20 protein-coding genes are annotated in these 22,787 nt (G+C 69.3%); 10 read left to right on the top strand and 10 right to left on the bottom strand.

Going from position 1 to position 22,787, the window contains the following annotated elements; all coding sequences use genetic code 11:
* Positions 1-71: 71 nt before the first annotated feature.
* A complete protein-coding gene (locus tag ACAM42_RS28670; RefSeq protein ID WP_369630180.1) occupies positions 72-1,631 on the bottom strand; it encodes a long-chain-fatty-acid--CoA ligase in 1,560 nt (519 codons plus the stop codon).
* 201 nt (positions 1,632-1,832) lie between these two features.
* On the opposite strand from ACAM42_RS28670, the gene ACAM42_RS28665 reads away from it, so the two are divergent.
* From ACAM42_RS28665 to ACAM42_RS28655, 3 genes are read left to right on the top strand one after another with little or no spacing between them, the layout of a single operon-like run.
* Entirely contained in the window at positions 1,833-2,825 is a 993-nt protein-coding gene (locus tag ACAM42_RS28665) for a tripartite tricarboxylate transporter substrate binding protein (RefSeq protein ID WP_062475192.1), read from the top strand.
* 23 nt (positions 2,826-2,848) lie between these two features.
* On the top strand, positions 2,849-4,975 hold the full coding sequence (locus ACAM42_RS28660) for an acetate--CoA ligase family protein (protein ID WP_369630179.1): 2,127 nt from the start codon (positions 2,849-2,851) through the stop codon (positions 4,973-4,975).
* A gap of 40 nt (positions 4,976-5,015) precedes the next feature.
* The gene (locus ACAM42_RS28655; RefSeq protein WP_139704328.1) at positions 5,016-6,002 is read left to right on the top strand and encodes a tripartite tricarboxylate transporter substrate binding protein; all 987 of its coding nucleotides are present in this window, start codon (positions 5,016-5,018) and stop codon (positions 6,000-6,002) included.
* Positions 6,003-6,005: 3 nt separating this feature from the next.
* Here the strand turns inward: ACAM42_RS28655 and ACAM42_RS28650 are convergent, their stop codons facing one another.
* The 9 genes from ACAM42_RS28650 to ACAM42_RS28610 form a co-directional block, all read right to left on the bottom strand.
* Positions 6,006-7,217: a CaiB/BaiF CoA transferase family protein gene (locus ACAM42_RS28650; RefSeq protein ID WP_369630178.1), complete on the bottom strand. Its 1,212-nt coding sequence runs from the start codon at positions 7,215-7,217 to the stop codon at positions 6,006-6,008.
* Between the two features lie 3 nt (positions 7,218-7,220).
* Entirely contained in the window at positions 7,221-8,210 is a 990-nt protein-coding gene (locus ACAM42_RS28645; RefSeq protein ID WP_369630177.1) for a Bug family tripartite tricarboxylate transporter substrate binding protein, read from the bottom strand.
* Between the two features lie 13 nt (positions 8,211-8,223).
* Positions 8,224-9,210 carry a Bug family tripartite tricarboxylate transporter substrate binding protein gene (locus tag ACAM42_RS28640; protein ID WP_369630176.1) on the bottom strand — a complete coding sequence of 329 codons (987 nt, stop codon included), beginning with the start codon at positions 9,208-9,210 and terminating at the stop codon, positions 8,224-8,226.
* 41 nt (positions 9,211-9,251) lie between these two features.
* Positions 9,252-9,701, bottom strand: a complete 450-nt coding sequence (locus ACAM42_RS28635) for a hypothetical protein (protein WP_369630175.1) — start codon at positions 9,699-9,701, stop codon at positions 9,252-9,254.
* Positions 9,702-9,878: 177 nt separating this feature from the next.
* Positions 9,879-10,409 carry a hypothetical protein gene (locus tag ACAM42_RS28630; protein WP_369630174.1) on the bottom strand — a complete coding sequence of 177 codons (531 nt, stop codon included), beginning with the start codon at positions 10,407-10,409 and terminating at the stop codon, positions 9,879-9,881.
* Positions 10,410-10,423: 14 nt separating this feature from the next.
* A complete protein-coding gene (locus tag ACAM42_RS28625; protein ID WP_139704416.1) occupies positions 10,424-11,095 on the bottom strand; it encodes a nitroreductase in 672 nt (223 codons plus the stop codon).
* A gap of 2 nt (positions 11,096-11,097) precedes the next feature.
* On the bottom strand, positions 11,098-12,297 hold the full coding sequence (locus ACAM42_RS28620; RefSeq protein ID WP_369630173.1) for a CaiB/BaiF CoA transferase family protein: 1,200 nt from the start codon (positions 12,295-12,297) through the stop codon (positions 11,098-11,100).
* Positions 12,298-12,308: 11 nt separating this feature from the next.
* On the bottom strand, positions 12,309-13,403 hold the full coding sequence (locus ACAM42_RS28615) for an acyl-CoA dehydrogenase family protein (RefSeq protein WP_369630172.1): 1,095 nt from the start codon (positions 13,401-13,403) through the stop codon (positions 12,309-12,311).
* Positions 13,404-13,424: 21 nt separating this feature from the next.
* The gene (locus tag ACAM42_RS28610) at positions 13,425-14,678 is read right to left on the bottom strand and encodes an acyl-CoA dehydrogenase family protein (protein ID WP_369630171.1); all 1,254 of its coding nucleotides are present in this window, start codon (positions 14,676-14,678) and stop codon (positions 13,425-13,427) included.
* Positions 14,679-14,852: 174 nt separating this feature from the next.
* On the opposite strand from ACAM42_RS28610, the gene ACAM42_RS28605 reads away from it, so the two are divergent.
* From ACAM42_RS28605 to ACAM42_RS28575, 7 genes are all read left to right on the top strand, one after another.
* Positions 14,853-16,091, top strand: coding sequence for an ABC transporter substrate-binding protein (locus ACAM42_RS28605; RefSeq protein ID WP_307696468.1), 1,239 nt, complete (start codon positions 14,853-14,855; stop codon positions 16,089-16,091).
* A 51-nt stretch (positions 16,092-16,142) separates the two neighbouring features.
* Complete coding sequence (locus ACAM42_RS28600; RefSeq protein WP_369630170.1) at positions 16,143-17,357, top strand: ABC transporter substrate-binding protein; 1,215 nt, start codon at positions 16,143-16,145, stop codon at positions 17,355-17,357.
* Positions 17,358-17,402: 45 nt separating this feature from the next.
* Positions 17,403-19,043 carry a 3-(methylthio)propionyl-CoA ligase gene (locus tag ACAM42_RS28595; RefSeq protein ID WP_095746812.1) on the top strand — a complete coding sequence of 547 codons (1,641 nt, stop codon included), beginning with the start codon at positions 17,403-17,405 and terminating at the stop codon, positions 19,041-19,043.
* A gap of 172 nt (positions 19,044-19,215) precedes the next feature.
* A complete protein-coding gene (locus ACAM42_RS28590; protein WP_369630169.1) occupies positions 19,216-20,889 on the top strand; it encodes a sigma 54-interacting transcriptional regulator in 1,674 nt (557 codons plus the stop codon).
* Between the two features lie 222 nt (positions 20,890-21,111).
* Positions 21,112-21,381, top strand: a complete 270-nt coding sequence (locus ACAM42_RS28585; RefSeq protein WP_083259316.1) for a phenol hydroxylase subunit — start codon at positions 21,112-21,114, stop codon at positions 21,379-21,381.
* Positions 21,382-21,423: 42 nt separating this feature from the next.
* Positions 21,424-22,428, top strand: a complete 1,005-nt coding sequence (locus tag ACAM42_RS28580) for an aromatic/alkene monooxygenase hydroxylase subunit beta (protein WP_095746811.1) — start codon at positions 21,424-21,426, stop codon at positions 22,426-22,428.
* A 33-nt stretch (positions 22,429-22,461) separates the two neighbouring features.
* Positions 22,462-22,758, top strand: a complete 297-nt coding sequence (locus tag ACAM42_RS28575; protein WP_174250302.1) for an MmoB/DmpM family protein — start codon at positions 22,462-22,464, stop codon at positions 22,756-22,758.
* The last annotated feature ends 29 nt before the right edge of the window (positions 22,759-22,787 follow it).

Below are 22,787 nucleotides of genomic sequence, written 5' to 3'. Positions count from 1 at the left end.
GTGGCGGCCCGCCACCATACCCCAAGCAGGTGAAACACACCCGTACACACCCAGACACACTCGCCGGCGCGTCACCCCACCTTGCGCGCGCGCCCTTCCCAGTGCGGCTCGCGCAGCTTGTACTTGAGCATCTTCCCCGCCGGCGACAGCGGAATCTCTTCGCGAAACTCCACGCTGCGCGGGCACTTGTAGCCGGCGATCAGCGTCTTGCAGTGCGCCACCAGCGCCTCGGCGCTCAGGCTTTCTCTGGCGCGCAGCACGACCACGGCATGCACGCGCTCGCCCCACTGGTCGTCGGGCACGCCGACCACGGCGCACATCGAGACCTGCGGCAGCTGGGTGATGGCGTTCTCGACCTCGGCCGAGTAGATGTTCTCGCCGCCGCTCACGATCATGTCCTTGAGCCGGTCGACCACGTAGACGAAGCCGTCGGCGTCCATCACGCCGCCGTCGCCGGTGTGCATCCAGCCATCGCGCAACACTTCGGCGGTCTGCTCGGGCTTGTTCCAGTAGCCGGCCATCACCATCGGCCCGCGCGCGGCGATCTCGCCGACGGTGCCGTGGGGCACGGGGTGGCCCTCGGCATCGACGATGCGCACTTCGGCGATGGGCACGGGCCGCCCGGCCGAGCGGCGGCGCGCGGCCGGCTGGTCGGGGTGGTGGCACCAGGTGGGCAGCACGGTGACCACGGGCGACAGCTCGGTCATGCCGTAGAGCTGGCAGAAGCCCGCGCGCGGCAGCTTGTCGATGGCCTGCAGCAGCAGCGCGTCGTCGATGGGCGCGGCGCCGTACAGCACCAGCTGTAGCGGGGTGGTGTCGAACTCGTCGAAGCGCGGGTGCTCGATGAGGCGCTTGAGCATGGTGGGCACCATGAAGGTCTCGCTGGCGCGCTCGTTCTGGATCGCCTCGAGCACCTTCACTTCGTCGAAGGCCGGGATGATGACCTGCGTGCACAGCCGCATCATCAGCTGCAGCGTGAGGCCGGTGCCGCCCACGTGGAACATGGGCGCCATGTTCAGGCCCACGGCTTCAGCGGGGCGCGTGGCGGCCATGTTGGCCGAGAGCTGGCCGGTGTAGAGGTTGCCGTGCGTGAGCATCACGCCCTTGGGCAGGCCGGTGGTGCCGCCGGTGTACATCACGGCGGCCAGGTCGGCGCCGCCGCGCCGCGCGTCTGGCACGGGCTGCGCCTGCGCCTGCGCCATGAGGGCTTCAGCGTCGGCCATGCCGTCGGGCGCGGGGCCGTCGCCGAAATGCACCAGCGTCTTCAGCGAACGCGAGAGCTCGCGCTGCTGCTGCGCCACGGCGCCGAAGTGCGCGTCGGACAGCAGGATGCGCGTGTCGCAGTCGTCCAGCGAGTACGCGACCTCGCGCGCGCTCCAGCGGATGTTGACGGGGTTGATCACGCCGCCCGCCCACCAGGTGGCGTAGAGGTACTCCACGTAGCGGTCGGAGTTCAGCGCCAGCAGGCCCACGCGGTCGCCGGGTTGCAGGCCCAGCGACTGCAGCACGGCCGCCAGCCGCGCCACGCGGTCGACGAACTGGGCGAAGGTGCTGCGGCGCTCGCCGCACACGAGGGCGGTGGCGCCGGGGCGTTCCTGCAGGGCCTTGTGCAGGGGCTGGGTGAGGTCCATGGACTGCGGTCTCCGTCGGTCGGTTCGTTGTTGTGCGCCGAGTATGGAAGGGACGCGCCGCGCCGGCATCGTCGGAAGCGACGGGATCGAAAGCGCTGCAGCGGCCAAAGTCGTCCGAAGCGACGGTGACCGGCACAGGGCTGCGCGCGACCATCGCCGCAGAACGAACGATTCGACTGTTCGACCGACCGGAGACAAGCCATGCATTCCTTCCCGACCGACCCGGCGCGCCGCCGCCTGATCCACGGCGCCGCACTCGCCGCCGCGGGCACCGCGCTGCCCTTCCTGGCGCGCGCCCAGGGCCTGTTCGGCAAGCAGCCGATCACGCTGCTGGTGCCGTACCCCGCGGGCGGCGCCACCGACGTGCAGGCGCGCGCGTTGGCCCTGGCGGCTTCGCGCGAGCTGAAGCAGCAGATCGTGATCCTCAACCAGCCCGGCGTGGCCGCCACGCTGGCGCCGACCACCATGGCGCGCAAGGCCGCGCCCGACGGCTACACGCTGTCGCTCATGCTGAGTTCGCTGTACCGGCTGCCGCATCTGCAGAAGGTGAGCTACGACCCGGCCACCGACTTCACCTACGTGGCCAACGTGACGGCCGCCACGCTGGGCATCACGGTGCGCCAGGACGCGCCGTGGAAAGACCTGAACGCGCTGCTGGCCGCGGCCAAGGCCAAGCCGGGCGAGGTGTCGTACGGCACCACTGGGCGCGGCGGCACCTCGCACGTGTCGATGGAGCGGCTGGCCGCGCTGGCCGGCGTGAAGTTCAACTTCATTCCCTTCAAGGGCGCGGCCGAGCTGTACAACGCCCTCATGGGCGGCCATGTGGACGCGGTCTCCGAGGCCGGCTTCGGCGCCGCCGTGGCGGGTGGGCGCGTGCGCCTGCTGGCCACCTTCAACGAGGCGCGCTCGCCCACGCGGCTGAACGTGCCGACCGTGAAGGAACTCGGCTACGACGTGGTGGCCAACGGCTCGTGGGGTATCGCCGGCCCGCGCGGCATGGACCCGAAGGTGGTGCAGGCGCTGCAGGAGGCCTTCCGCAAGGCGGTGGACGACCCCGAGTTCTTGCGCACGCTCGACCTGAACGACTACGTCCGGTTCTACATGGACAGCCCCGCCTACACGGCCTGGGCGCACAAGACCTACGCCGACGAGAAGCGCTTCGTGAGCGACCTGCGCATCAAGCTCGACGACTGAACCCGACCTTCCTTCCTGCTGCCATGACTTCTTCTTCCTCTTCTTCTTCTCTTCACTGCTTCCTCCACCCCAAGGCCATCGCCTTCGTCGGCGCCACCGAGCGCTCGGTGTGGTCCAACGCGGCGCTCGCCAGCCTGCGCACGCTGGGCTACGCGGGCCAGCTCTACCCGGTCAACCGGCGCGGCGGCAGCTTCCACGGCATCGCGGCCGCCACCTCGGCCGAGGCCATCGGCGAGCCGGTCGACACGGCGCTGCTCATGGTGCCGGCCGACGCGCTCGACGACGCGCTGGCCGACCTGCAGCGCGCGGGCATCGGCAACGCCGTGCTGCTGAGTTCGGGCTTCGCCGAAGCCGGCGAGGAAGGCCGTGAGCGCCAGCGCCAGCTCACGGCCAAGGCGCGATCGCGCGGCCTGCGCATCCTCGGGCCGAACTGCCTGGGCTTCGTCAACTACGTCGACCGCTCGGCCGTGTGGACCGCCTCGCTGCGCGAGCCGCTGCCGGCGGGCACGCTGGGCATCGTGTCGCAAAGCGGTGCGCTGGCGGGGCAGCTGTCGTTCATGGCGCAGGTGCACGGCATCGGCCTGAGCCGCATGGTCTCGACCGGCAACGAGTCGGACATCGACATCGCCGAGGTCATCGACTACCTGGTGGACGACGAGCACACGCGTTCCATCGCCGTGTTCGCCGAGACCGTGCGCGACCCGCAGCGCTTTGCCGCCGCGGCCGAGCGCGCGCTGGCCGTGGCCAAGCCCATCGTGGTGCTGAAGATGGGCAGCAGCGAGATCACGGCGCAGGCCGCGCAGGCCCACACCGGCTCGCTGGTGGGCGACGACCGCGTGTTCGACGCCATGTGCCAGCGCCTGGGCCTGATGCGCGTGCGTTCCATCGAAGACCTGGTGTTCACCGCCGCCTTCGCCAGCATGACCGGGCCCTTCGCGGCCGGCGGGCTGGCGGCGGTGTCGATGTCGGGCGGCATGTGCGAGATCTTTGCCGAGCGCGCCGAAGAAGAAGGCCTGGCGCTCACGCCGCTCGCGCCCGCCACCGAGGCCGCGCTGCGCGAGGTGCTGCCGGGCTACGGCACGCCGCAGAACCCGCTGGACGTGACCGGCGCGGCCATGCTGCAGCCCGAGCTGTTCGGCAACGCGCTCGAAGCGCTGGTGCGCGACCCCGCGCTGGGCGCCGCCATCGTCGTGGCCGACGTGCCCAACGCGCCGGCCAACGACACGCCGCTGAACCGCGCCGTGCTGGCGCAGGTGGCGCGCGGCCTGGCCGCCAGCCCGGTGCCCGCCATCGTCTGCAGCCACTACGTGATGCAGGTGAGCGAGCGGTCGCGCGAGCTCATCGCCGAGACCGGCATCCGCCACATCGCCTGCGGCATCCACCACGCGATGAGCGCGGCGGGTGCGGTGCGCCGCTGGTCGGAAACGCTGCGCCGGCGTCAGGGCGCGCAAGTCATGGCCACCGCGGTATCGGCCACGCCGCCCGCGTCGCCTCTGCGATCGGAGCGCGAGACGCTCGACTGGCTCTCGCAGCGCGGTGTGCCGGTGGTGCCCGTGCGGCTGTCGCGCAGCGCCGACGAGGCGGCACGCTTCGCGCAGGAGCTCGGCGGCCCGGTCGTGCTGAAGATCGCCTCGGCGCAGATCGCGCACAAGACCGAGGTCGGCGGCGTGGCGCTGAACCTGCAGGGCGCCGACGCGGTGCGTGCCGCCTGGCAGGCGATGGATGCGCGCGTGCGCGCCGCGCGGCCCGAGGCCGAGATCGACGGCATCCTGGTCGCGCCGATGCGCCAGGGCGGGCTCGAGCTGTTCGTCGGCACCGTGCGCGATCCGCAGTGGGGCCCGGCGCTGGCCGTGGGGCTCGGCGGCATCTGGGTCGAGGCGCTGCGCGACACCAGCCTGCGCCTGCTGCCCGTGACACCCGCCGAGGTGAAGGACATGCTGGCCGAGCTGCGCGGTGCGCGCCTGCTCGACGGCTGGCGCGGCGCGCCCGCGGCTGACCGCGACGCCATCGCCGAGGCCGTGGCCGCCATCGGCAACGCGGCGCTCGCGCTCGGCCCCGAACTGGTCTCGCTCGAAGTCAACCCGCTGCGGGTGGACGGCCGCACCGTCGAGGCGCTCGATGCGCTGGCCGTGTGGGGCGCGGCGGGCTGAACGACTTTCATCGTCAAGAAAACCAACAGGAGACCTCTTCATGCTGCAACGACGTCGATTCGCGCAATGGGGCGCGAGCGGACTGCTGGCCCCCGCGCTCGGTGCCTTGCCGAAGGCGCAGGCGGCCGACGCCTACCCGACCCAGCCGATCAAGGTGATCGTGTCGTCGGCCGCCGGCGGGCTGGTCGACGGCATCGCGCGCACCATCGGCGAACGCATCGCCAAGCCGCTGGGCCAGCCGGTGCTCATCGACCCCAAGCCCGGCGCCAACGGCGCCATCGCCGCGTCCTTCGTGGCCAAGGCGCCGGCCGACGGCCACACGCTGCTGTTCGCCGTCAACTCCTTCGTGCTCGCGCCGCTGCTGATGGCCAAGCCCGGCTACGACGTGTTCAAGGACTTCGCGCCCGTGTCGCTGTCGAACTACGGCCTGCTCGTGTTCGCGGTGGGCGAGGGCGTGCCGGCCAAGAGCATGCGCGAGTTCGTCGCCATGGCCAAGGCGCAGCCCGGCAAGCTGAGCTTCGGCTCGGCGGGGCAGGGCTCGTCGGGCCACCTCTACGGCGAGAAGTTGATGCGCGACGAGGGCCTGCAGATGACGCACGTGCCCTACAAGGGCGGCGCGCCGCTGATGATCGACATCCTCGGCGGCCAGGTGCAGGGCGGCTTCGTCACCATGGGCGAGGCGCTGCCGCACGCGAAGTCGGGCCGCGCGAAATTGCTGGGCGTGTTCGGTACGCGCCGCATGCCGCTCGCGCCGCAGATTCCCACCTTCACGGAGCAGGGCTTCAAGGGCTACGAGCACGGCGGCTTCTGGGGCTTCTTCGCGCCCACCGGCACGCCGCAACCGGCCATCGACAAGCTCGCCGGCGCGGTGCGCCAGGCCGTGGCGCAGCCTGATCTGCAGGAACGCATGATCGGGCTGGGGCTGGAGCCTTCGGGCGAAGGGCCGGGGGAGTTGATGGCAGCGGTAAGGCGCGAGAACCTGCTGTGGTCGCGGCTCATCAAGGACATGAACCTGAAGCTTGAATAGACCTCAGGCCCGCGCCACCACGCCGGCGGTCACCAGCGCATCGACCGCCGCGCGTTCGAACCCGAACTCCCCCAGCACCTCGTCCGTGTGCTCCCCCAGCGACGGCGCGAGCCGCTGCACGCCGCCCGGCGTGGCCGAGAGCGTGAACGGCACGCCGGGAAAGCGCAGCGTGCCTTCGGTCGGGTGCTCGGCGTCGTGCCACAGGCCGCTGGCTTTCAGCTGCGGATCGTCGGGCAGCTGCTGCAGTGTCTGGATCGGCATCGCCGGGATGTCGGCCTGGCGGAAAGCTGCGACCCATTCGGCCGTGGTGCGCGCGCCGGTGGCGCGTTCGAGTTCGCCGAACACCACGGTGTGGTTGCGTACGCGCGCGGCCAGCGTGGCAAAGCGTTCGTCCTCGCGCAGCTCGGGCCGGCCCACCACTTCGAAGAAGCGCAGCCACTGCGCGTCGGTGTAGGGCACCAGCGCGATGTAGCCGTCGGCCGTGCGAAAGGGCTTGCGCACGCCGGAGCGGATGGAGCCGTACACCATGTCGTCGATGGGCGGCTGGAAGGTGTGGCCCCACAGGTGCTCCACCATGTTGAAGGCGGTCATGGTCTCGAACATCGGCACGTCGACCGCCTGCCCCTGGCCGCTGCGTTCGCGGTGGAACAGCGCGGTGACGATGGCGTACGCCGCATACAGCGCGGTGGTCTTGTCGGCCACGAGCGCGGGCATGTAGCGCGGCTCGCCGGTGTAGATCGATTGCAGCTGCGCCAGGCCCGACGCAGCCTGGATGATGTCGTCGAAGGCCGGCAGGCCCGCATAGGGGCCCTCGTCCGAGAAGCCCTTGACGTGCGCGCTCACCAGCCGCGGGTTGAGTTCCAGCAGCCGCGCCGCGTCGATGCCGATGCGCGCCGCTGCGTCGGTGCGCACCGAGTGCACGAGCACGTCGCTGCCGCGCACCAGCGTGTCGAGCACCTCGCGCGCGGCGGGTTGCTTCAGGTCGAGCACGAGGCTGCGCTTGTTCCGGTTGCACGACAGGTACAGCGACGACATGCCTTTGTGGCGCGCGGGCCCGACCGAGCGGGCCAGGTCGCCCTGCGGCGCCTCGACCTTGATGACGTCGGCGCCCATGTCGGCGAGCATCTGGCTGGCCAGCGGGCCGAGCACCACCGACGACAGGTCGAGCACCTTGACGCCTTCGAGGGCGCCGCGAAAAAGGGGAGGGAGCGTCATCGGTCAGTCCTCCAGGCGGATGCCGGTCTTGTCGATCACCCGCTTCCAGGTGTCGGCGTCCTGGCGCAGCACCACGGCAAACTCGGCCGCCGTGCTGCCCACGGGCTCGATGTTCATGTCGCGCATCTTCTTTTGCACCTCGGGCTTGGCAATGATGACCGCGACGGCCTTCGACATCTTGTCCACGCGCGGCTGCGGCGTGCCGGCCGGCAGGAACAGCGCAATCCACGCATAGGGCTCGAAGCCCGCATAGCCCGCCTGCTGGAAGGTCGGCACCTGCGGCAGCGTGGCCGAGCGCTGCGTGCCCAGTGCCGCCAGCGCGCGCAGCTTGCCGCTTTGCAGGTAGGGCAAGGCGGTGCCGGTGTCGAGCACGGCCACGCGGATGTGGCCGCCGAGCAGGTCGGTCACCATGGGTGCGGCGCCCTTGTAGGGCACGTGCGGCATGTCGACGCCGGCCTCTTTCTTGAACAGCTCGCCGTAGATGTGCGAGGTGGTCGCGACGCCGGTCGAGCCGTACGAATACTTGCCGGGCTCGGCCTTGAGCAGCGTGACGAGTTCGGCCAGCGTCTTGGCGGGCACGTCGGGCGTCACGACCAGGGCCGAGGTCGAGATGCCGATCTGCGACACGGCCGCGAAGTCTTTCACCGCGTCGTACGAGAGCTTGCGCTGCAGCGCGGGCATCTGCACGTGGGTGGTGATGGTGAAGAGGGCGGTGTGGCCGTCTTTCGGGGCGCGTGCGACGGCGGCGGCGCCGATGGTGCCGCTGGCGCCCACGCGGTTGTCGACGACCACGGGCTTGCCCCAGGCGGTGCCGAGTTCCTGCGCGACCAGCCGCGCGATGTTGTCGGTGATGCCGCCGGCGGGGAAGGGCACGACGAGCGTGACGGGTTGCGAGGGGTAGTCGGCCGGTGGCTGTTGCGCGGCGGCGGGCAGGGCGAACAAGGCAGCCAACGCGAGCCCGAGGCCGAGCGTGGAGGAAGAAAGACGTGTCATGTGGCGTGCGGTCTCAATCGAGCTTGATGTTCTTGGCCTGGATCACCTGCTTCCACCGTGCATGGTCCGCGCGCATGGTGGCGGTGAGCTGCGCGGGCGTGCTGCCGACCGGGATCACGCCCAGGCCTTCGATGCGCGCGGCCTGCTCGGGGCTTTGCACCACCTGTGCCACTTCGGTCGAGAGGCGCTGCGCGATGGGCTGCGGCGTGCCCGCGGGCAGGTAGATGCCGAACCAGCCGACCGACTCCATGCCGGCGAAGCCCTGCTCCTTGAAGGTGGGCACGCCGGCCGCGAGCGGGGCGCGTGCGGTGCCGACCACGGCGATCGACTTGACCTTGCCGGCCGCGACGTGCGGCCCCACGCCCTTGGCCGAGACGAACACGGCATCGACGGTGCCGCCGAGCAGGTCGGTGATGGCCGGCGCCTCGCCCTTGTAGGGCACGTGCAGCAGTTGGATGCCCGCGGCGTCCTGCAGCACTTCGGCGTACAGGTGGGCGCTCGATCCGTTGCCGTAGGAGCCGTACGAGTACTTGCCGGGCGCGGCGCGCGCGAGCTTGACGAAGCCGTCGAGGGTGTCGACGCCGAGCTTGTTGCTCACGGTGAAGACGATGGGCAGGCGCCCCGCTTCCGACACGGGCACGAAGTCCTTGAACGGATCGAAGCCGGCGTTGGGGTACAGCAGCGGGTTCTGGATGATGGAGGTGAGCGAGAACAGCACGGTGTAGCCGTCGGCCGGTGCGCGCTGCACGGCGGTGATGCCGATCTGCCCGTTGCCGCCGGGGCGGTTGTCGACGATGACGCTCTGGCCGAGCCGCTTGCCCAGACCCTCGGCGACGATGCGCGCGAACACGTCGGTGCCGCCGCCTGCGGCGTAGGGCACGATCATGCGGATGGGTTTGTCGGGCCAGGTGGTCGTTGGCTGTTGCGCGAAGGCGCTGCCTGTGGCCAGGGCGGCTGCCAGCGCGAGGGCGTGGCGGCGGGTGAATCTGCTGCTGTGCATGTCTGTCTTGTCTCCGATGGTTTTTCTGTCTGGGTGCGATGTCAGGGCGGCAGGCTCACGACAGCAATGCCGGGGCCGACGGACACGCCGTGGCGGTTCTCGCTCCACAGGCGCAGGTCGAGGCGGTGGCGGTGCGCGGCATCGGCGCTGTCGTCGATCCACTTGCGTTCAACCTGGCCGCGCACGGTGACGGTGTCGCCCGCGGTGTTGAACGACTTCATGCGAAAGCCGCGGATGGCATGCAGCACGCCGGCCGTGCCGATGTACTCGCGAATCGCGCGCTCCCACATGCCCTGCAGCAGCATCACGTTGGCGTACATCTCGGGGGCGCCGGTCGATTGGGCGTGTTCGGTGTTGTGGTGGATGGCGTTGAAGTCGCGGTTGGCGCCGGCGGCCATCACGAGGCGGTAGACGGTGAGGGGGAAGGGCACGGGGTTCAAGGTGTCGCCCTCGTTGACTTCGTTCCAGTGGCGTTGTTCTTGCCAGTTCATCTTGTTGCTCTGCTTTCGTTGTTCAGGGCGCGTGCCCAGGCCACCGGGTACTTCCCTCCGCGAATGTCCCCCGGCCTGCGGCCTCCTCCTTGATTTCGCTGCGGGAAGCACCCAGTGCCCTGTGCACGGGTGGCAGCGCGCCAGTGCGGGAAGCCGCACTGAATCGGGGGCTGTTCGCTAGTGCGGCAGGTAGTGGTACATGCCGAAGCGGCAGCGCGCCACGACCTCCTCGCGCTGGTTCACGATGTCGTACTCCCACGTCGTGAAGGCGCCTTTTCCCACCTTTGTTGCCTTGGGTTCGCAGCGCACGAGCCGGTTGCCGCGCCGGCCCAGCCGGTCGCCCAGGCGCGCGGGCTGCAGGTAGTCGACCTCGTAGTCGGTCGCCATGTAGGCGGTGGTGGGCGGCATGCCTTCGGGGCGCGTGCCCTTGAGCGGGCTGCGTTCGGGTTCGGCGTTGCGCGCGTCGCTGGTGAACACGGGTGGCTGGCCCGGGGCCCACATGGGCGGCAGCGTGAGGCTCGCGAGGCTGGTCGATGGCGCGACGGCGTCGGGCCCGTGATGCAGCGGGCAGTCGAACTCCAGCACCTCGACATAGCGGCGCACGGCGCCGGCCTCGATCACGTCGGCGCCCCAGCGGATCACGCCGTTCGCAAAGTCTTCGCCCACGCGCGCCACCATCGGCGCCCAGGCGCTTTCCCAATCGTCCATGGGTGATTGCCTTCCTAGATGCCGATGAACTCGGCCACGTCGTCCAGCGGTGCGCGCTCGGTCTCCAGGGCGTCGAGGGGCTTGTCGCGGTCGGCGTAGCCGATGGCCATGCCGGTGAAGAGCATGCGTTCGGGCGGCAGGTCGATGAAGCGGCCGATGGTCTGCGGGTAGATGGCCCAGCATTCCTGCGGGCAGCTGTCCAGGCCCTCGGCGCGCAGCAGCAGCATGACGTTCTGCAACATCATCCCCAGGTCGGACCACTGCGGCGGGCCCATGCGGCGATCCACCGTGCAGAAGAGCGCGAGCGGCGCGCCGAAGAACTGGAAGTTGCGCGCAAACCATTTCAAACGCGCGGCCTTGTCCTCGCGCGGAATGCCCAGGCGCGCGTACATCGCCTCGCCCACGGCAAAGCGGCGGTCGCGGTAGGGGGCGACCAGCTCGCGCGGGTAGATGTCGTACTCGCTGCCCTCGCCGCCGGGCGTTTCCTGCACGCGGGTGCGCATGAGGGCCTTGAGCTCATCGAGCCGCTCGCCGCCCACCACGTGCAGGTGCCACGGTTGCAGGTTGCCGCCCGAGGGCGCGCGCAGCGCGGCCTGCAGCACGCGGCGAATGGTGTCGGCCGGCACGGGGCGGTCGAGAAATTCGCGCACCGAGCGGCGGCTCGCGACGGCGTCGTAGACAGTCATGGTCATGCGGCGTTCTTTCGTTCGTTCATGAGGGTCACGCCCAGCTCGCGTGCCACTTCGGCGCTGTGCTGGCCGGGTGTCGCGGCGTGCGACAGGTCGGCGTAGGCATAGCCCGAGAAGCGCACCGGTGGGCGCACCTCAAGATACGCGCCTTCGGTCGGATGCGTGCGCTGTCGGAAAAGGCCGGCGGCCTGCAGCTGCGGGTCGTCGGGCAGGTCGGCGATGTCGTTCACGCGCATCGCGGGCACGTTGGCCTTCTTCAGGATGTCGAGCCACTCGGCCGTGGTGCGCTCGGGCAGGATCGCGGCGGCGGCCTCGTACATGCGGCTCATGTGCTTGCGCCGCAGCGCCTTGTCGGCCAGCTCGGGCGCCTCGAGCACTTCGGGGTGGCCGGTGGCCTCGAAGAAGCGCAGCCAGCGGTCGTCCAGGTAGGGCGCAATGGCGATGTAGCCGTCGCGCGTGCGCATGGGCTGGCGCATGGGGTCGATCTGGCGCGGGTACAGCGCGGGGCCGGTGGGTGGCACGAAGGTCTTGTCGCACAGGTGCTCCACGAGGTTGAAGCTGGCGAGCGACTCGAACATCGGCACCTCCACCTGCTGGCCCTCGCCGGTGCGCAGCCGGTGCACCACGGCGGCGAGCACGGCATACGCCGCATGCAGGCCCGAGACCTTGTCGGCCATGGTCATCGGCACGTAGCGCGGCTGCGGGTTGCCGTCGACCTTGGGCGGCAGCGAGGCGATGCCCGAAGCCGCCTGGATGATGTCGTCGTAGGCCTGCAGCGCGGCGTACGGCCCGCGCTGGTCGAAGCCGGTGCAGTGCACGTAGACGATGTCGGGGCGGATGGCGCGCACGTCGTCGTACGAGAGGCCCGCACGCGCGATGGCGTCGCTGCGCACGTTGTGGATGAAGATGTCGCTGGTCTCGATGAGGCGGCGCATCGCGGTGCGGCCGTCCTCGCGCTTCAGGTCCCAGTCGACCGAGCGCTTGCCGCGGTTCAGCCGCAGGTGCACGGGGCTCATCAGCGGCGTGACGGGCGGCGTGCCGATGATGCGGATGCTGTCGCCCTCGGGCGGCTCGACCTTGACCACCTCGGCGCCGAGGTCCGCGAGGATCTGCGTGCAGTAGGGGCCGAAGATCACCGTGGTGAGGTCGACGATGCGCAGGCCTTCGAGCATGCGGGGGGCGGCGGATGGTGTGGTCATTTGTTGGGAGGTCATGCGGCGACGAGGCCCTGCATCTCGGCGGCGAGATGGCGCACGCGCTCGGGTCCGCCGAGCAACTGGCGGTTGAAGCCGATGCGCTTGAACCAGTAGTGCAGGCCCAGCAGGTCGGTGATGCCCATGCCGCCGTGCACCTCGGTGGCGGTGCGGGCGACGAAGGTGCCGGTTTCGCTCAGGTGTGACTTGGCGTGCGCGGCGAGCAGCGCGGCTTCTTCGGGCAATGCGTCGAAGGCATGCGCCGCGTACCAGACGAGCGCGCGGCCGGGTTCCAGCGCGGCGGCCATCTCGGCGCACAGGTGCTTCACGGCCTGGAAGGAGCCGATCACGCGGCCGAACTGGCGGCGCTCCTTGGCGTAGGCCACGGCCTGGCCGATCATGGCTTCGCCCGCGCCGAGCGTGTCGGCGGCGAGCAGGGCCCAGCCCGCGCTGCGCAGGCGCGCGAGCGTGGCGGGGCTGGCGTTGGGAAGCCGCTCGGCCTTCACCTGCGCGAAGTGCAGCTCACCGAGCGGGCGCGTGGCGTCGATGCTGCGCAGTGCGCCGCGTGTGAGGCCTTGTGCATTGGCGCGCACGAGGTGCAGGCCGCCCGCGCGGTCGGCGACGATGAACACATCGGCGGCGCCCGCGTCGAGCACGAAGAGCGCGCTGCCGTCGAGCGTACCGTTGGCATTGGCCGTCACGCCCGCGCCATCGCGCGCGCCGGCCACGGCCTCGGCGATGGCCACGCCGGCGATGCATTCGCCGGCCGCCAGGCGCGGCATCCATTCATCCTGTTGCGCGGCGCTGCCGGCTTCGCGCAGCGCGAGCGGTGCGAGCACGGCGGTGCCGAGGAAGGGCGTGGGCGCGACATGGCGGCCCAATTCCTCTGCGGCCAGCGCGGCGTCGAGCAGCGACAGGCCGAGCCCGCCGAAGGCCTCGGGCACGAGCAGGGCCGGCACGCCGACCTCGCACAGCGTGCGCCAGACCTCGCGGTCCAGCGGCAGGTCGTCGGCCGCGACGCGGCGCACGCGGTCGAGCGGACAGGCGCGTTCGAGCGCGCGGCGCAGGCTGTCCTGCAGCAGCTTCTGGTCGGCGGAGAGGGCGAATTCCATGGCGTGCTTTCTTTCAACCGATCAGGCGAGGCGCGGTTCGCGCGGCATGTCGAGCCCGCGTTCCGCGATGATGTTTTTCTGGATCTGCGCGGTGCCGCCGCCGATGATCAAACCCAGGTCGAACATGTAGCGCTCCTGCCAGAGCGCCTGTGCGCGCAGGTGCGCGCTGCCGGGCATCAGCAGGCCCAGTTCGCCCAGCGCGTCGATGGCGAGCGCGGCCAGCTGGTGGCGCAGTTCACAGCCCTGCAGCTTCACGACCAGCGCGGCCAGGCCCGGGTCTTCGCCGGTGGCCGCGGCCGTGAGCAGCCGCAGGCCGTGGCACTTCTGCGCCAGCACCTGGCCCTGCAGCCGCATCAGGCGGTCGCGCAGCACGGGCTGGTCGATGAGGCGCGTGCCGTCCACCGTCTCGGCCTGCATCAGCGTGGCGAGTTCCTGGTAGCGCTGGGTCGTGAGGTTGGGGTTGCCCAGCGAGCCGCGCTCGTGCTTGAGCGTGGCGTTGGCCACTTTCCAGCCGTCGCCGCGCTGGCCCACGATCTGGTGCTGCGGCACGCGCACGTCGGTGAAGAAGACCTCGTTGAACTCGGCGTGGCCCGTCATGGTCTTCAGCGGGCGCACCTCGATGCCGGGCGTCTTCATCGAGAACAGCAGGTAGCTGATGCCCGCGTGCTTCGCGGCGCCGGGCTCGGTGCGCACGAGGCAGAAGATCATGTCGGCCACGTGCGCGGTCGAGGTCCAGATCTTCTGGCCGTTGATGACGAAGTCGCCACCGTCTTCGGTGGCGCGCGTCTGCAGAGAGGCCAGGTCGGAGCCCGCGCCGGGCTCGGAGTAGCCCTGGCACCAGACCACCTCGCCGCGCAGGGTGGGGCCGATCCATTCGCGCCGCTGCGCCTCGGTGCCCAGCTCGAGCAGGGTGGGCACCAGCATCGAGATGCCCTGGTTGCCCAGCGGCGGCGCCACGCCGGCGCGCGCGAACTCCTCGGTGATGAGGTGCGACGCCATCACGTCGGGCGCTGCGCCGTGGCCCCCGTACTCACGCGGCACGGTGCGGCCCGCGTAGCCGTGGTCCAGCAGCAGGCGCTGCCACGCGAGGGCGTCGGCGTCGGGGCGCTCGGCGGTGCGCGCGAAGGCCGAGCGGTGGCCGTGCGTGGCCAGGAACGCGCGCAGCTCGTCGCGAAAGGCTTCGTAGCGGGGATTGAGCGTGAGGTCCATGCGGTGCTTGCCTTCGGTGCCCGCCGCGTTGCGCGGCGGTGGGTGTGTCTCCGTGTCGAGGTCCATGCTAGGGGCAACCCTCAGCCGCTCTCAATCGTCCGTTCCGACGATGTGACGCGCAGGGGGCGCTGCCTACCATCCAGCCCGAACGCCGCACGAGGTCCGCAAGAGACCGATACGAGGCCGGCAAGAGGCCCGCGGCCGCAGCTTCTTTTTCACGAGAACGACGGAGACAACACCATGACACGTTCCCTCATTTCCGCCCGCCCCGGCACGCGCCGCCGCCTGCTGGGCGCCGGCCTGGCGGCCACGCTCGGCCTCGCCACGGCCTTCACGGCGCAGGCCCAGAAGCGCTACGACCCGGGCGCGAGCGACACCGAGATCAAGATCGGCCACATCGTCCCGTACTCGGGCCCGGTGTCGGCCTACGGCACCATCGGCAAGGCGGCGGCGGGCTACTTCGCCAAGCTCAATGCCGAGGGCGGCATCAACGGCCGCAAGGTCACGTTCATCTCGCTGGACGATGCCTACAACCCCTCCAAGACGGTGGAGCAGGCGCGCAAGCTGGTCGAGCAGGACGAGGTGCTGGTGCTCTTCGGCCCGCTGGGCACGGCGCACAACCTGGCGATCCAGCGCTACATGAACGCCAAGAAGGTGCCGCAGCTGTTCGTGGCAACGGGTGCCACGCGCTTCGGCGACCCGAAGGCCTTCCCGTGGACCATGGGCTGGCAGCCCACGTACCAGACCGAAGGCAAGATCTACGCGCAGCACATTCTCTCCACCAAGCCCAACGCGAAGATCGCCGTGCTCATGCAGAACGACGACTTCGGCAAGGACTTCCTGAAGGGCTTCCTCGAAGCGCTGGGCGACAAGGCCAAGACGATGATCGTGGCGCAGTCGACCTACGAGGTGACCGACCCGACCATCGACAGCCAGATGGTCAACCTGAAGGCCTCGGGCGCCGACACCTTCTTCAGCATCACCACGCCCAAGTTCGCGGCGCAGGCGATCCGCAAGGCGGCCGACATCGGCTGGAAGCCCACGCAATACCTGTCGAGCGTGTCGGTGTCGGTGTCGGCGGTGATCAAGCCGGCCGGCCCCGAGAACGCGGTGGGCGTGATCTCGGCCACCTACCTGCGCGACCCGGCCGACGACATGTGGAAGGGTTCCAAGGAGTACGAGGACTACAAAACCTGGTTCAGCAAGTACTACCCCTCGGGCGACCTGAGCGATTCGCTCAACGTGCTGGGCTATTCGTCGGCGCAGACGCTGGAGCAGGTGCTGCGCAAGGCGGGCGACGACCTCACGCGCGCCAACATCATGAAGGTGGCGGCCAACCTGCAGTACAGCCCGCCCATGCTCTACCCGGGCATCGAGGTGAAGACCTCGCCGACCGACTTCTATCCGATCGAGCGCATGCAGCTGGTGCGTTTCAACGGCACGCGCTACGAGCCCTTCGGCAAGGTGCTCGGCGACTGAGCGCCTCGTTCTTGATGTCTTCCCCCTTTTCGTTTTTCCACTGAAGCTTCCATGACCTCCATCGTTCGACTGGCCGCCGCCCTGGGCGGCGCGGCCCTCCTGTTCACCGCCGGCGCGGCCCTCGCGCAGAAGAAGTACGACACCGGCGCCTCCGACACCGAGATCAAGCTCGGCATGGCCATGCCCTACAGCGGCCCGGTGTCGTCGTACGGCATCGTGGGCAAGGTCAACGAGGCCTACTTCAAGATGGTCAACGACAAGGGCGGCATCAACGGCCGCAAGGTCACGCTCATCAGCTACGACGACCAGTACACGCCGCCGCGCACCACCGAGGTGGTGCGCAAGCTGGTCGAGCAGGACGAAGTGCTCGCGGTGTACGGCAACCTGGGCTCGGCATCGAATGCCGCGATCCAGCGCTACATGAACGCCAAGAAGGTGCCGCACCTGTTCCTGGGCGTGGGCGCCGACCGCTTCAACGACCCCAAGACCTACCCCTGGACCACGCCCTACATGCCCAGCTACGAGGGCGAGGGCAGCCTCTACGCGAAGAACATCCTGAAGACGATGCCCAACGCGAAGATCGCCGTGCTCTACCAGAACGACGACTTCGGCAAGGACCTGCTCAAGGGCCTGAAGAAGGGCCTGGGCGACAAGGCCTCGATGGTGGTGGCCGAGGCCTCGTTCGAGGTGGCCGACCCGACGGTCGATTCGCAGATCATCAAGCTGCAGTCGTCGGGCGCCGACGTGTTCGTCAACTTCGCCACCGCGCGCTTCGCCGCGCAGGCCATCCGCAAGGCCTGGGACATCGGCTGGAAGCCCAAGCAGCAGTACCTCACCTACGTGTCGGCCTACGTGAAGATGACGCTGGAGCCCGCGGGCCTGGAGAAGTCGAAGGGCATCATGGCCATGGCCTTCTTCAAGGACGCCGCGCAGCCGCGCTGGGCCAACGACCCGGCCACGCAGGAGTTCCTGGCCTTCATGAAGAAGTACGCCCCCAACGAAGACGTGAACAACGCCGCCGGCGTGTACGGCTACGGCGTGGCGCAGGCCATGGAGACCGTGCTCAAGGCCTCGGGCGACAACCTCACGCGCGAGAACGTGCTCAAGCAGGCCACCACGCTGAAGAACATGCGGACCGGCATGCTGCTGCCGGGCATTGCGCTGAACACCTCTGCCACCGACTACTTTCCGTTCAACACGCTGCAGCTGGTGCAGTTCAATGGCAAGGAGTTCGAGCCCATGGGTGATTCGATCGCCGTGAAGTAGCCTTCGCAAGAAGCACGCTCAAAAGAACCACAGGAGACACACACCATGTTCGGACTGATGCAGGACCGCCCGCTGCTGATCTCGTCGCTGATCGACCACGCGGCCACTTTCCACCCCCACGTCGAGATCGTCGGGCGCACCGTCGAAGGCCCGGTGCACCGCACCAACTACCGCGAGGTGCAGCGGCGTTCCAAGCAGGTGGCCAATGCGATGAAGGCGCTGGGCGTGGCGCCCGGCGACCGCGTGGGCACGCTGGCGTGGAACACTTACCGGCACCTGGCGCTGTACTACGGCGTGTCGGGTTCGGGCGCGGTGCTGCACACGGTGAACCCGCGGCTTTTTCCGGAGCAGATCGACTACATCGTCAACCACGCCGAGGACAAGGTGCTGTTCTTCGACACCAGCTTCGCGCCGCTGGTCGAGAAGCTCGCCCCCAAGCTCAAGAGCGTGCGCGCCTTCGTCGCCATGACCGACCGCGCGCACATGCCGGCCATCGATGTGCCGAACCTGCTGTGCTACGACGAGCTCATCGGCGCGCAGAGCGAGGACTACACCTGGCCCGAGTTCGACGAGCGCACCGCCTCGTCGCTTTGCTACACGTCCGGCACCACGGGCAACCCCAAGGGCGTGCTGTACAGCCATCGCTCGACCGTGCTGCATTCGCTGATGGAATGCGCGCCCGACACCTTCGGCGTGTGCTCGCAGATGACGCTGCTGCTGGCCGTGCCCATGTTCCATGCCAACGCCTGGGGCATGCCGTACTCGGCGCCGATGGTGGGCGCCAAGCTCGTCATGCCCGGCCCGCACCTGGATGGCCAGAGCCTGTACGAGCTCATGCGCGACGAGAAGGTGAGCTTCTCGCAGGCGGTGCCCACCGTGTGGCTCATGCTGTTCCAGTACTTCGACGCCCACCCCGAGATCGACACCCGCGCCATCGGCTTGAAGCGCATCGGCGTGGGTGGCGCCGCCACGCCGCGCGCCATGATCGAGCGCTTCGAGCGCGACTTCGGCGCCGACTTCGTGCAAGGCTGGGGCATGACCGAGACCAGCCCCATCGGCGTGATCGGCAACCTGCTGCCCAAGCACCTCGCGCTCCCGAAAGATGAGCAGACGACCGTCAAGATGCGCCAGGGCCGCGGCGTGTGGGGCGTGGAGCTCAAGATCGTCGACGAGAACGGGCAGCGCCTGCCGCACGACGGCGTGGCCTTCGGTCACCTGCATGTGCGCGGTCCGTGGATTGCGAGCGGTTACTTCCGCAGCGAAGGCGGCGACGTGCTCGATGCCGAGGGCTTCTTCCCGACCGGCGACGTGGCCAACATCGATGCCGACGGGTATGTGCAGCTGGTCGACCGCGCCAAGGACGTCATCAAGTCGGGCGGCGAGTGGATCTCGTCGATCGATCTGGAGAACGCCGCCAGCGCGCACCCGGCCGTGGCCGAGGCGGCGGTGATCGGCATCGCGCATCCGAAGTGGCAGGAGCGGCCCCTGCTGATCGTCGTGAAGCGTGCAGGCGCAGAGGTCACGGGCGAGGAACTGCTCACTTTTCTTTCACAGCGCGTGGCCAAGTGGTGGCTGCCCGACGACGTGGCTTTCGTCGACAGCCTGCCGCATACAGCCACCGGCAAGCTGCTGAAGACCAAGCTGCGCGAGCAGTTCAAGGGCTACGTCGCGGCCAAGTCAACTTGATGACAGTTGTTCGTTCTTTCTGTGCATAACTCTGTGGGTTGCTTGAGGAGGCGGACCCGCAGAGCGAGCATTGGCGCGGCTTCGCACCACGTTGCCTGTTGATTGAGCAGCCTTGTCGTCCGTCCTTGCAGGAGAATGTAGGAGGAACGGATTCCAGACAAGTAAAGGGGACATGGTGGGAGAACTTCTTTCTCTCCTGCGCTTCAGCGCCGGCTCGGGCCACATCTGGCTGGACGAGCAGCGCATGCTGCTCATGCATGCCCGGGCCTTCGCCGAACTGCGCCGCGAACTGCTCGACTCGCTGGGCGTCGAGCGCGCGCGCGGCCTGCTGGTGCGCATGGGTTTTGCTTCCGGCCTGCGCGACGGCGAGGTGGCCGTGCGCGAGCGCCTTGCCGGCATGCGCGCCGAAGACGCCTTCATGCTCGGGCCGCGCCTGCATTCCATCGAGGGCATCGTCTCGGTGCAGAAAGTGCAGGTCGACCTCGACGTGGCCACCAAGCATTTCTACGGCGAATTCCTCTGGGAGAACTCCTGGGAATGCGAAGCCCACGTGGCCGACTTCGGCTACGGGGAAGACCCGCAGTGCTGGTCGCAGATCGGCTATGCCTCGGGCTACACCACCGCCTTCATGGGGCGGCTGGTGGTGTTCAAGGAAGTCGAATGCACCAGCATGGGCGACAGCCGCTGCCGCATCGTCGGCCAGGCCGCCGAGGCGTGGAACGACGAGCACTACCTGGAGTACTTCCGCCAGCACCATGTGGCCGAGAAGCTCATCGATTTCAACCTCGGCCTGCAGCACCTGCGCCGCCTGCAACCGCGCCGCGAGTACGACCAGAAGCTGGTCGGCGTGTCGCCGGGTTTCCGTGCCGCCTTCGAGCTCATGCGCAGCGCGGTCGACAGTGCCATCACCGTGCTGCTGCTCGGCGAGACCGGCGTCGGCAAGGAAGTGTTCGCTCGCTGGCTGCATGACAACGGGCCGCGCGGCAAGCAGCCCTTCATTGCCGTCAACTGCGCGGCGATCCCGGCCGACCTGATCGAGGCCGAGCTGTTCGGCGTGGAAAAGGGCGCCTACACCGGCGCCCACCATGCGCGCGCCGGGCGCTTCGAGCGCGCCCACGGTGGCACCCTGTTCCTGGACGAGGTGGGCGACCTGCCGCTGGCCGCGCAGGTCAAGCTGCTGCGCGTGCTGCAGACCGGCGAGGTCGAGCGCCTGGGCGCCGAGCAGCCGACGAAGGTCGACGTTCGCATCGTGGCCGCCACCAACGTCAACCTGCAGCAGGCCATGCAGGCGGGCAAGTTCCGCACCGACCTGTTCTACCGGCTCAACACCTTCCCGATCCAGATTCCGCCGCTGCGCGAGCGCACCGCCGACATCCCGGCGCTGGTGGCGCGCTTCGTCGAGAAGTACAGCGCGCTGTACGGCAAGAAGCTGCGCGGCCTCACCGACAAGGCCGCGCTCGACGTGCACAAGCACGCCTGGCCCGGCAACATCCGCGAGCTCGAGAACGTGATCGAGCGCGCCGTGCTGCTGGCGCCCGACCACGGCGACATCGAGGCCTGCCACCTGTGGATGCAGCCGCCGGGCGCGCCGCCCGACAACCAGCTCGACGCCAGCGGCAAGGTCGCCACGGGGGCCTCGGCTTCGGGCGCCGACGCGAGCGAGCTCGACGCGCTGTGCCAGCGCGTGCTCGAGCAGAACATCGACATCGCATCGCTCGAGCAGCGCCTCATGCAGACCGCGATGCAGCGCGCCAAGGGCAACCTGTCGCAGGCCGCGCGCCTGTTGGGCATCACGCGCCCGCAGCTGGCCTACCGGCTCAAGAAGGAAGGCCTGCCGACGTCCTGAGCGGACGCCGGCCGGCGTTTTCCGGTTTTCACCATTTGATCAAGCTGCACCGCAGCAAATGATCAAACCAGCATCCGGGACTTCCCGGTGCTTCGGGCCCGCAGGCGCAGCGGGCCCATGCAAATCAATCACTTAGCCACGCTGGCACGTCCGTTGCCCTTATCAGGCCGGGCGGCGCTGGTGCCGTCCACCTGTTGATGGATTGAACAAGTGATGCCCTCGATGCAGCCCGACCCCCGCAGCGGCAGCGCCGGACAGATGACCGGCCAGCCGTGTTTCGTGCGCGTCACCGGCACGCGCAACGCCCGCTTCGTGGAGTTCGAGTTCGCCATCGGCGACCCCGAACTGGCCGTGGAGCTGGTGCTGCAGTTCGACCAGTTCCGCGAGTTCTGCGCGCGCCACGCGGTGCGCCACCTGAGCACCGAAGAGGGCGCGCGGCTGGACTTCGAGCGCATGAAGTGGCGCTTCGGCGCACCCGGCATCGACCACTGACGACCCCGCATTTTTTTCCCGCGACAACCAAGGAGACACCCCGTGCAAGTCGACATCAAGACCTCGGACATCCGGCCGATCCGCCAGACCTTCTCGCATGTGGCGCGGCGGCTCGGCGACAAGCCGGCCTCGCGCTACCAGGAGGCCACGCTGGACATGCAGCCCACCGCCAACTTCCACTACCGGCCGCTGTGGGACCCGCAGCATGCGCTGTACGACAAGCGCCGCACGGCGCTCGTGATGGCCGACTGGTACAGCTTCAAGGACCCGCGCCACTACTACTACGGCGTGTACACCATGACCCGCGCGCGCCAGGGGGAAGGCGCCGACCGCCAGTTCGAGTTCGCCGAGAAGCGCCAGCTGCTGGCCCAGGCCGATGCGGGCGTGCGCGAGTCGCTGCAGCAGGTGCTGGTGCCGCTGCGCCACTACGAGTGGGGCGCCAACATGAACCACAGCTACTGCTGCGGCTATGGCTACGGCACGGCCATCACGCAGCCCTTCATCTACGCGGCCATGGACCGCCTGGGCATCGCGCAGTACCTCTCGCGCGTCGGCCTGCAGATCGACGCCAACTCGGGCCGCGCGCTGGACGCCGGCAAAGAGGCCTGGCTCGCGCACCCGGCCTGGCAGGGCGTGCGCCGCCTGATGGAAAACCTCTTCGTCACCAAGGACTGGTTCGAGGTGTTCGTGGCGCAGAACCTCGTGCTCGACGGCCTGCTGTACCCGCTGGTCTACCGCCACTACGTGAACGCGCACAGCGCCGCCACCGGCAACGCGCTGGCGATGCTGACCGAGTTCATGAACGAGTGGTTCGACGAGAACGTGCGCTGGGTCGACGCCACGCTGAAGACCGCCGCCGACGAGTCGCCCGCCAACGCCGAGCTGCTCGCGCAGTGGTACGCGAGCTGGCGTGACCAGGCCGTGCAGGCGCTGGCGCCGCTGGCCGCGCTTGCGCTCGGTGCGCAGGGCGCCGAGGTGCTCAAGACGCTGCACGCCGCGCTCGATGCGCGCGTGGCCCGGCTGGTGCGCACGGGCGCCGCCGCCTGACGACCGAATCGATCGAACCAAGGAGACCCTCCCATGACCACCGCCACCGCCGAAGTGTCCCGACCGCCCGTCTTCATCGCGCTGCAGACCGGCGAGGCCGCGCGCGCCATCGTCGAGGCCATCGTGGCCGACAACCCCGGGGCCACCGTCACCGAGTACCCCGCGATGGTGAAGATCGATGCGCCCGGCCGCCTCGTGATCCGCCGCGAGAGCGTCGAAGCCCTGGTCGGGCGCCGCTGGGACCTGCAGGAACTGCACCTGAGCCTGATCTCGCTGTCCGGAAGCATCGAAGAGACCGACGACGAATTCACCCTCCATTGGGGCGCCTGAGCACAGGCCTCACCGGATCACGACCAAGG

Origin of the sequence: Variovorax sp. V35 (assembly GCF_041154465.1) — a bacterium.
In the GTDB taxonomy this organism is placed as follows: domain Bacteria; phylum Pseudomonadota; class Gammaproteobacteria; order Burkholderiales; family Burkholderiaceae_C; genus Variovorax; species Variovorax boronicumulans.
Note: the sequence above shows the minus strand (reverse complement) of the source record. Positions and strands in the feature narration are given on the sequence as shown.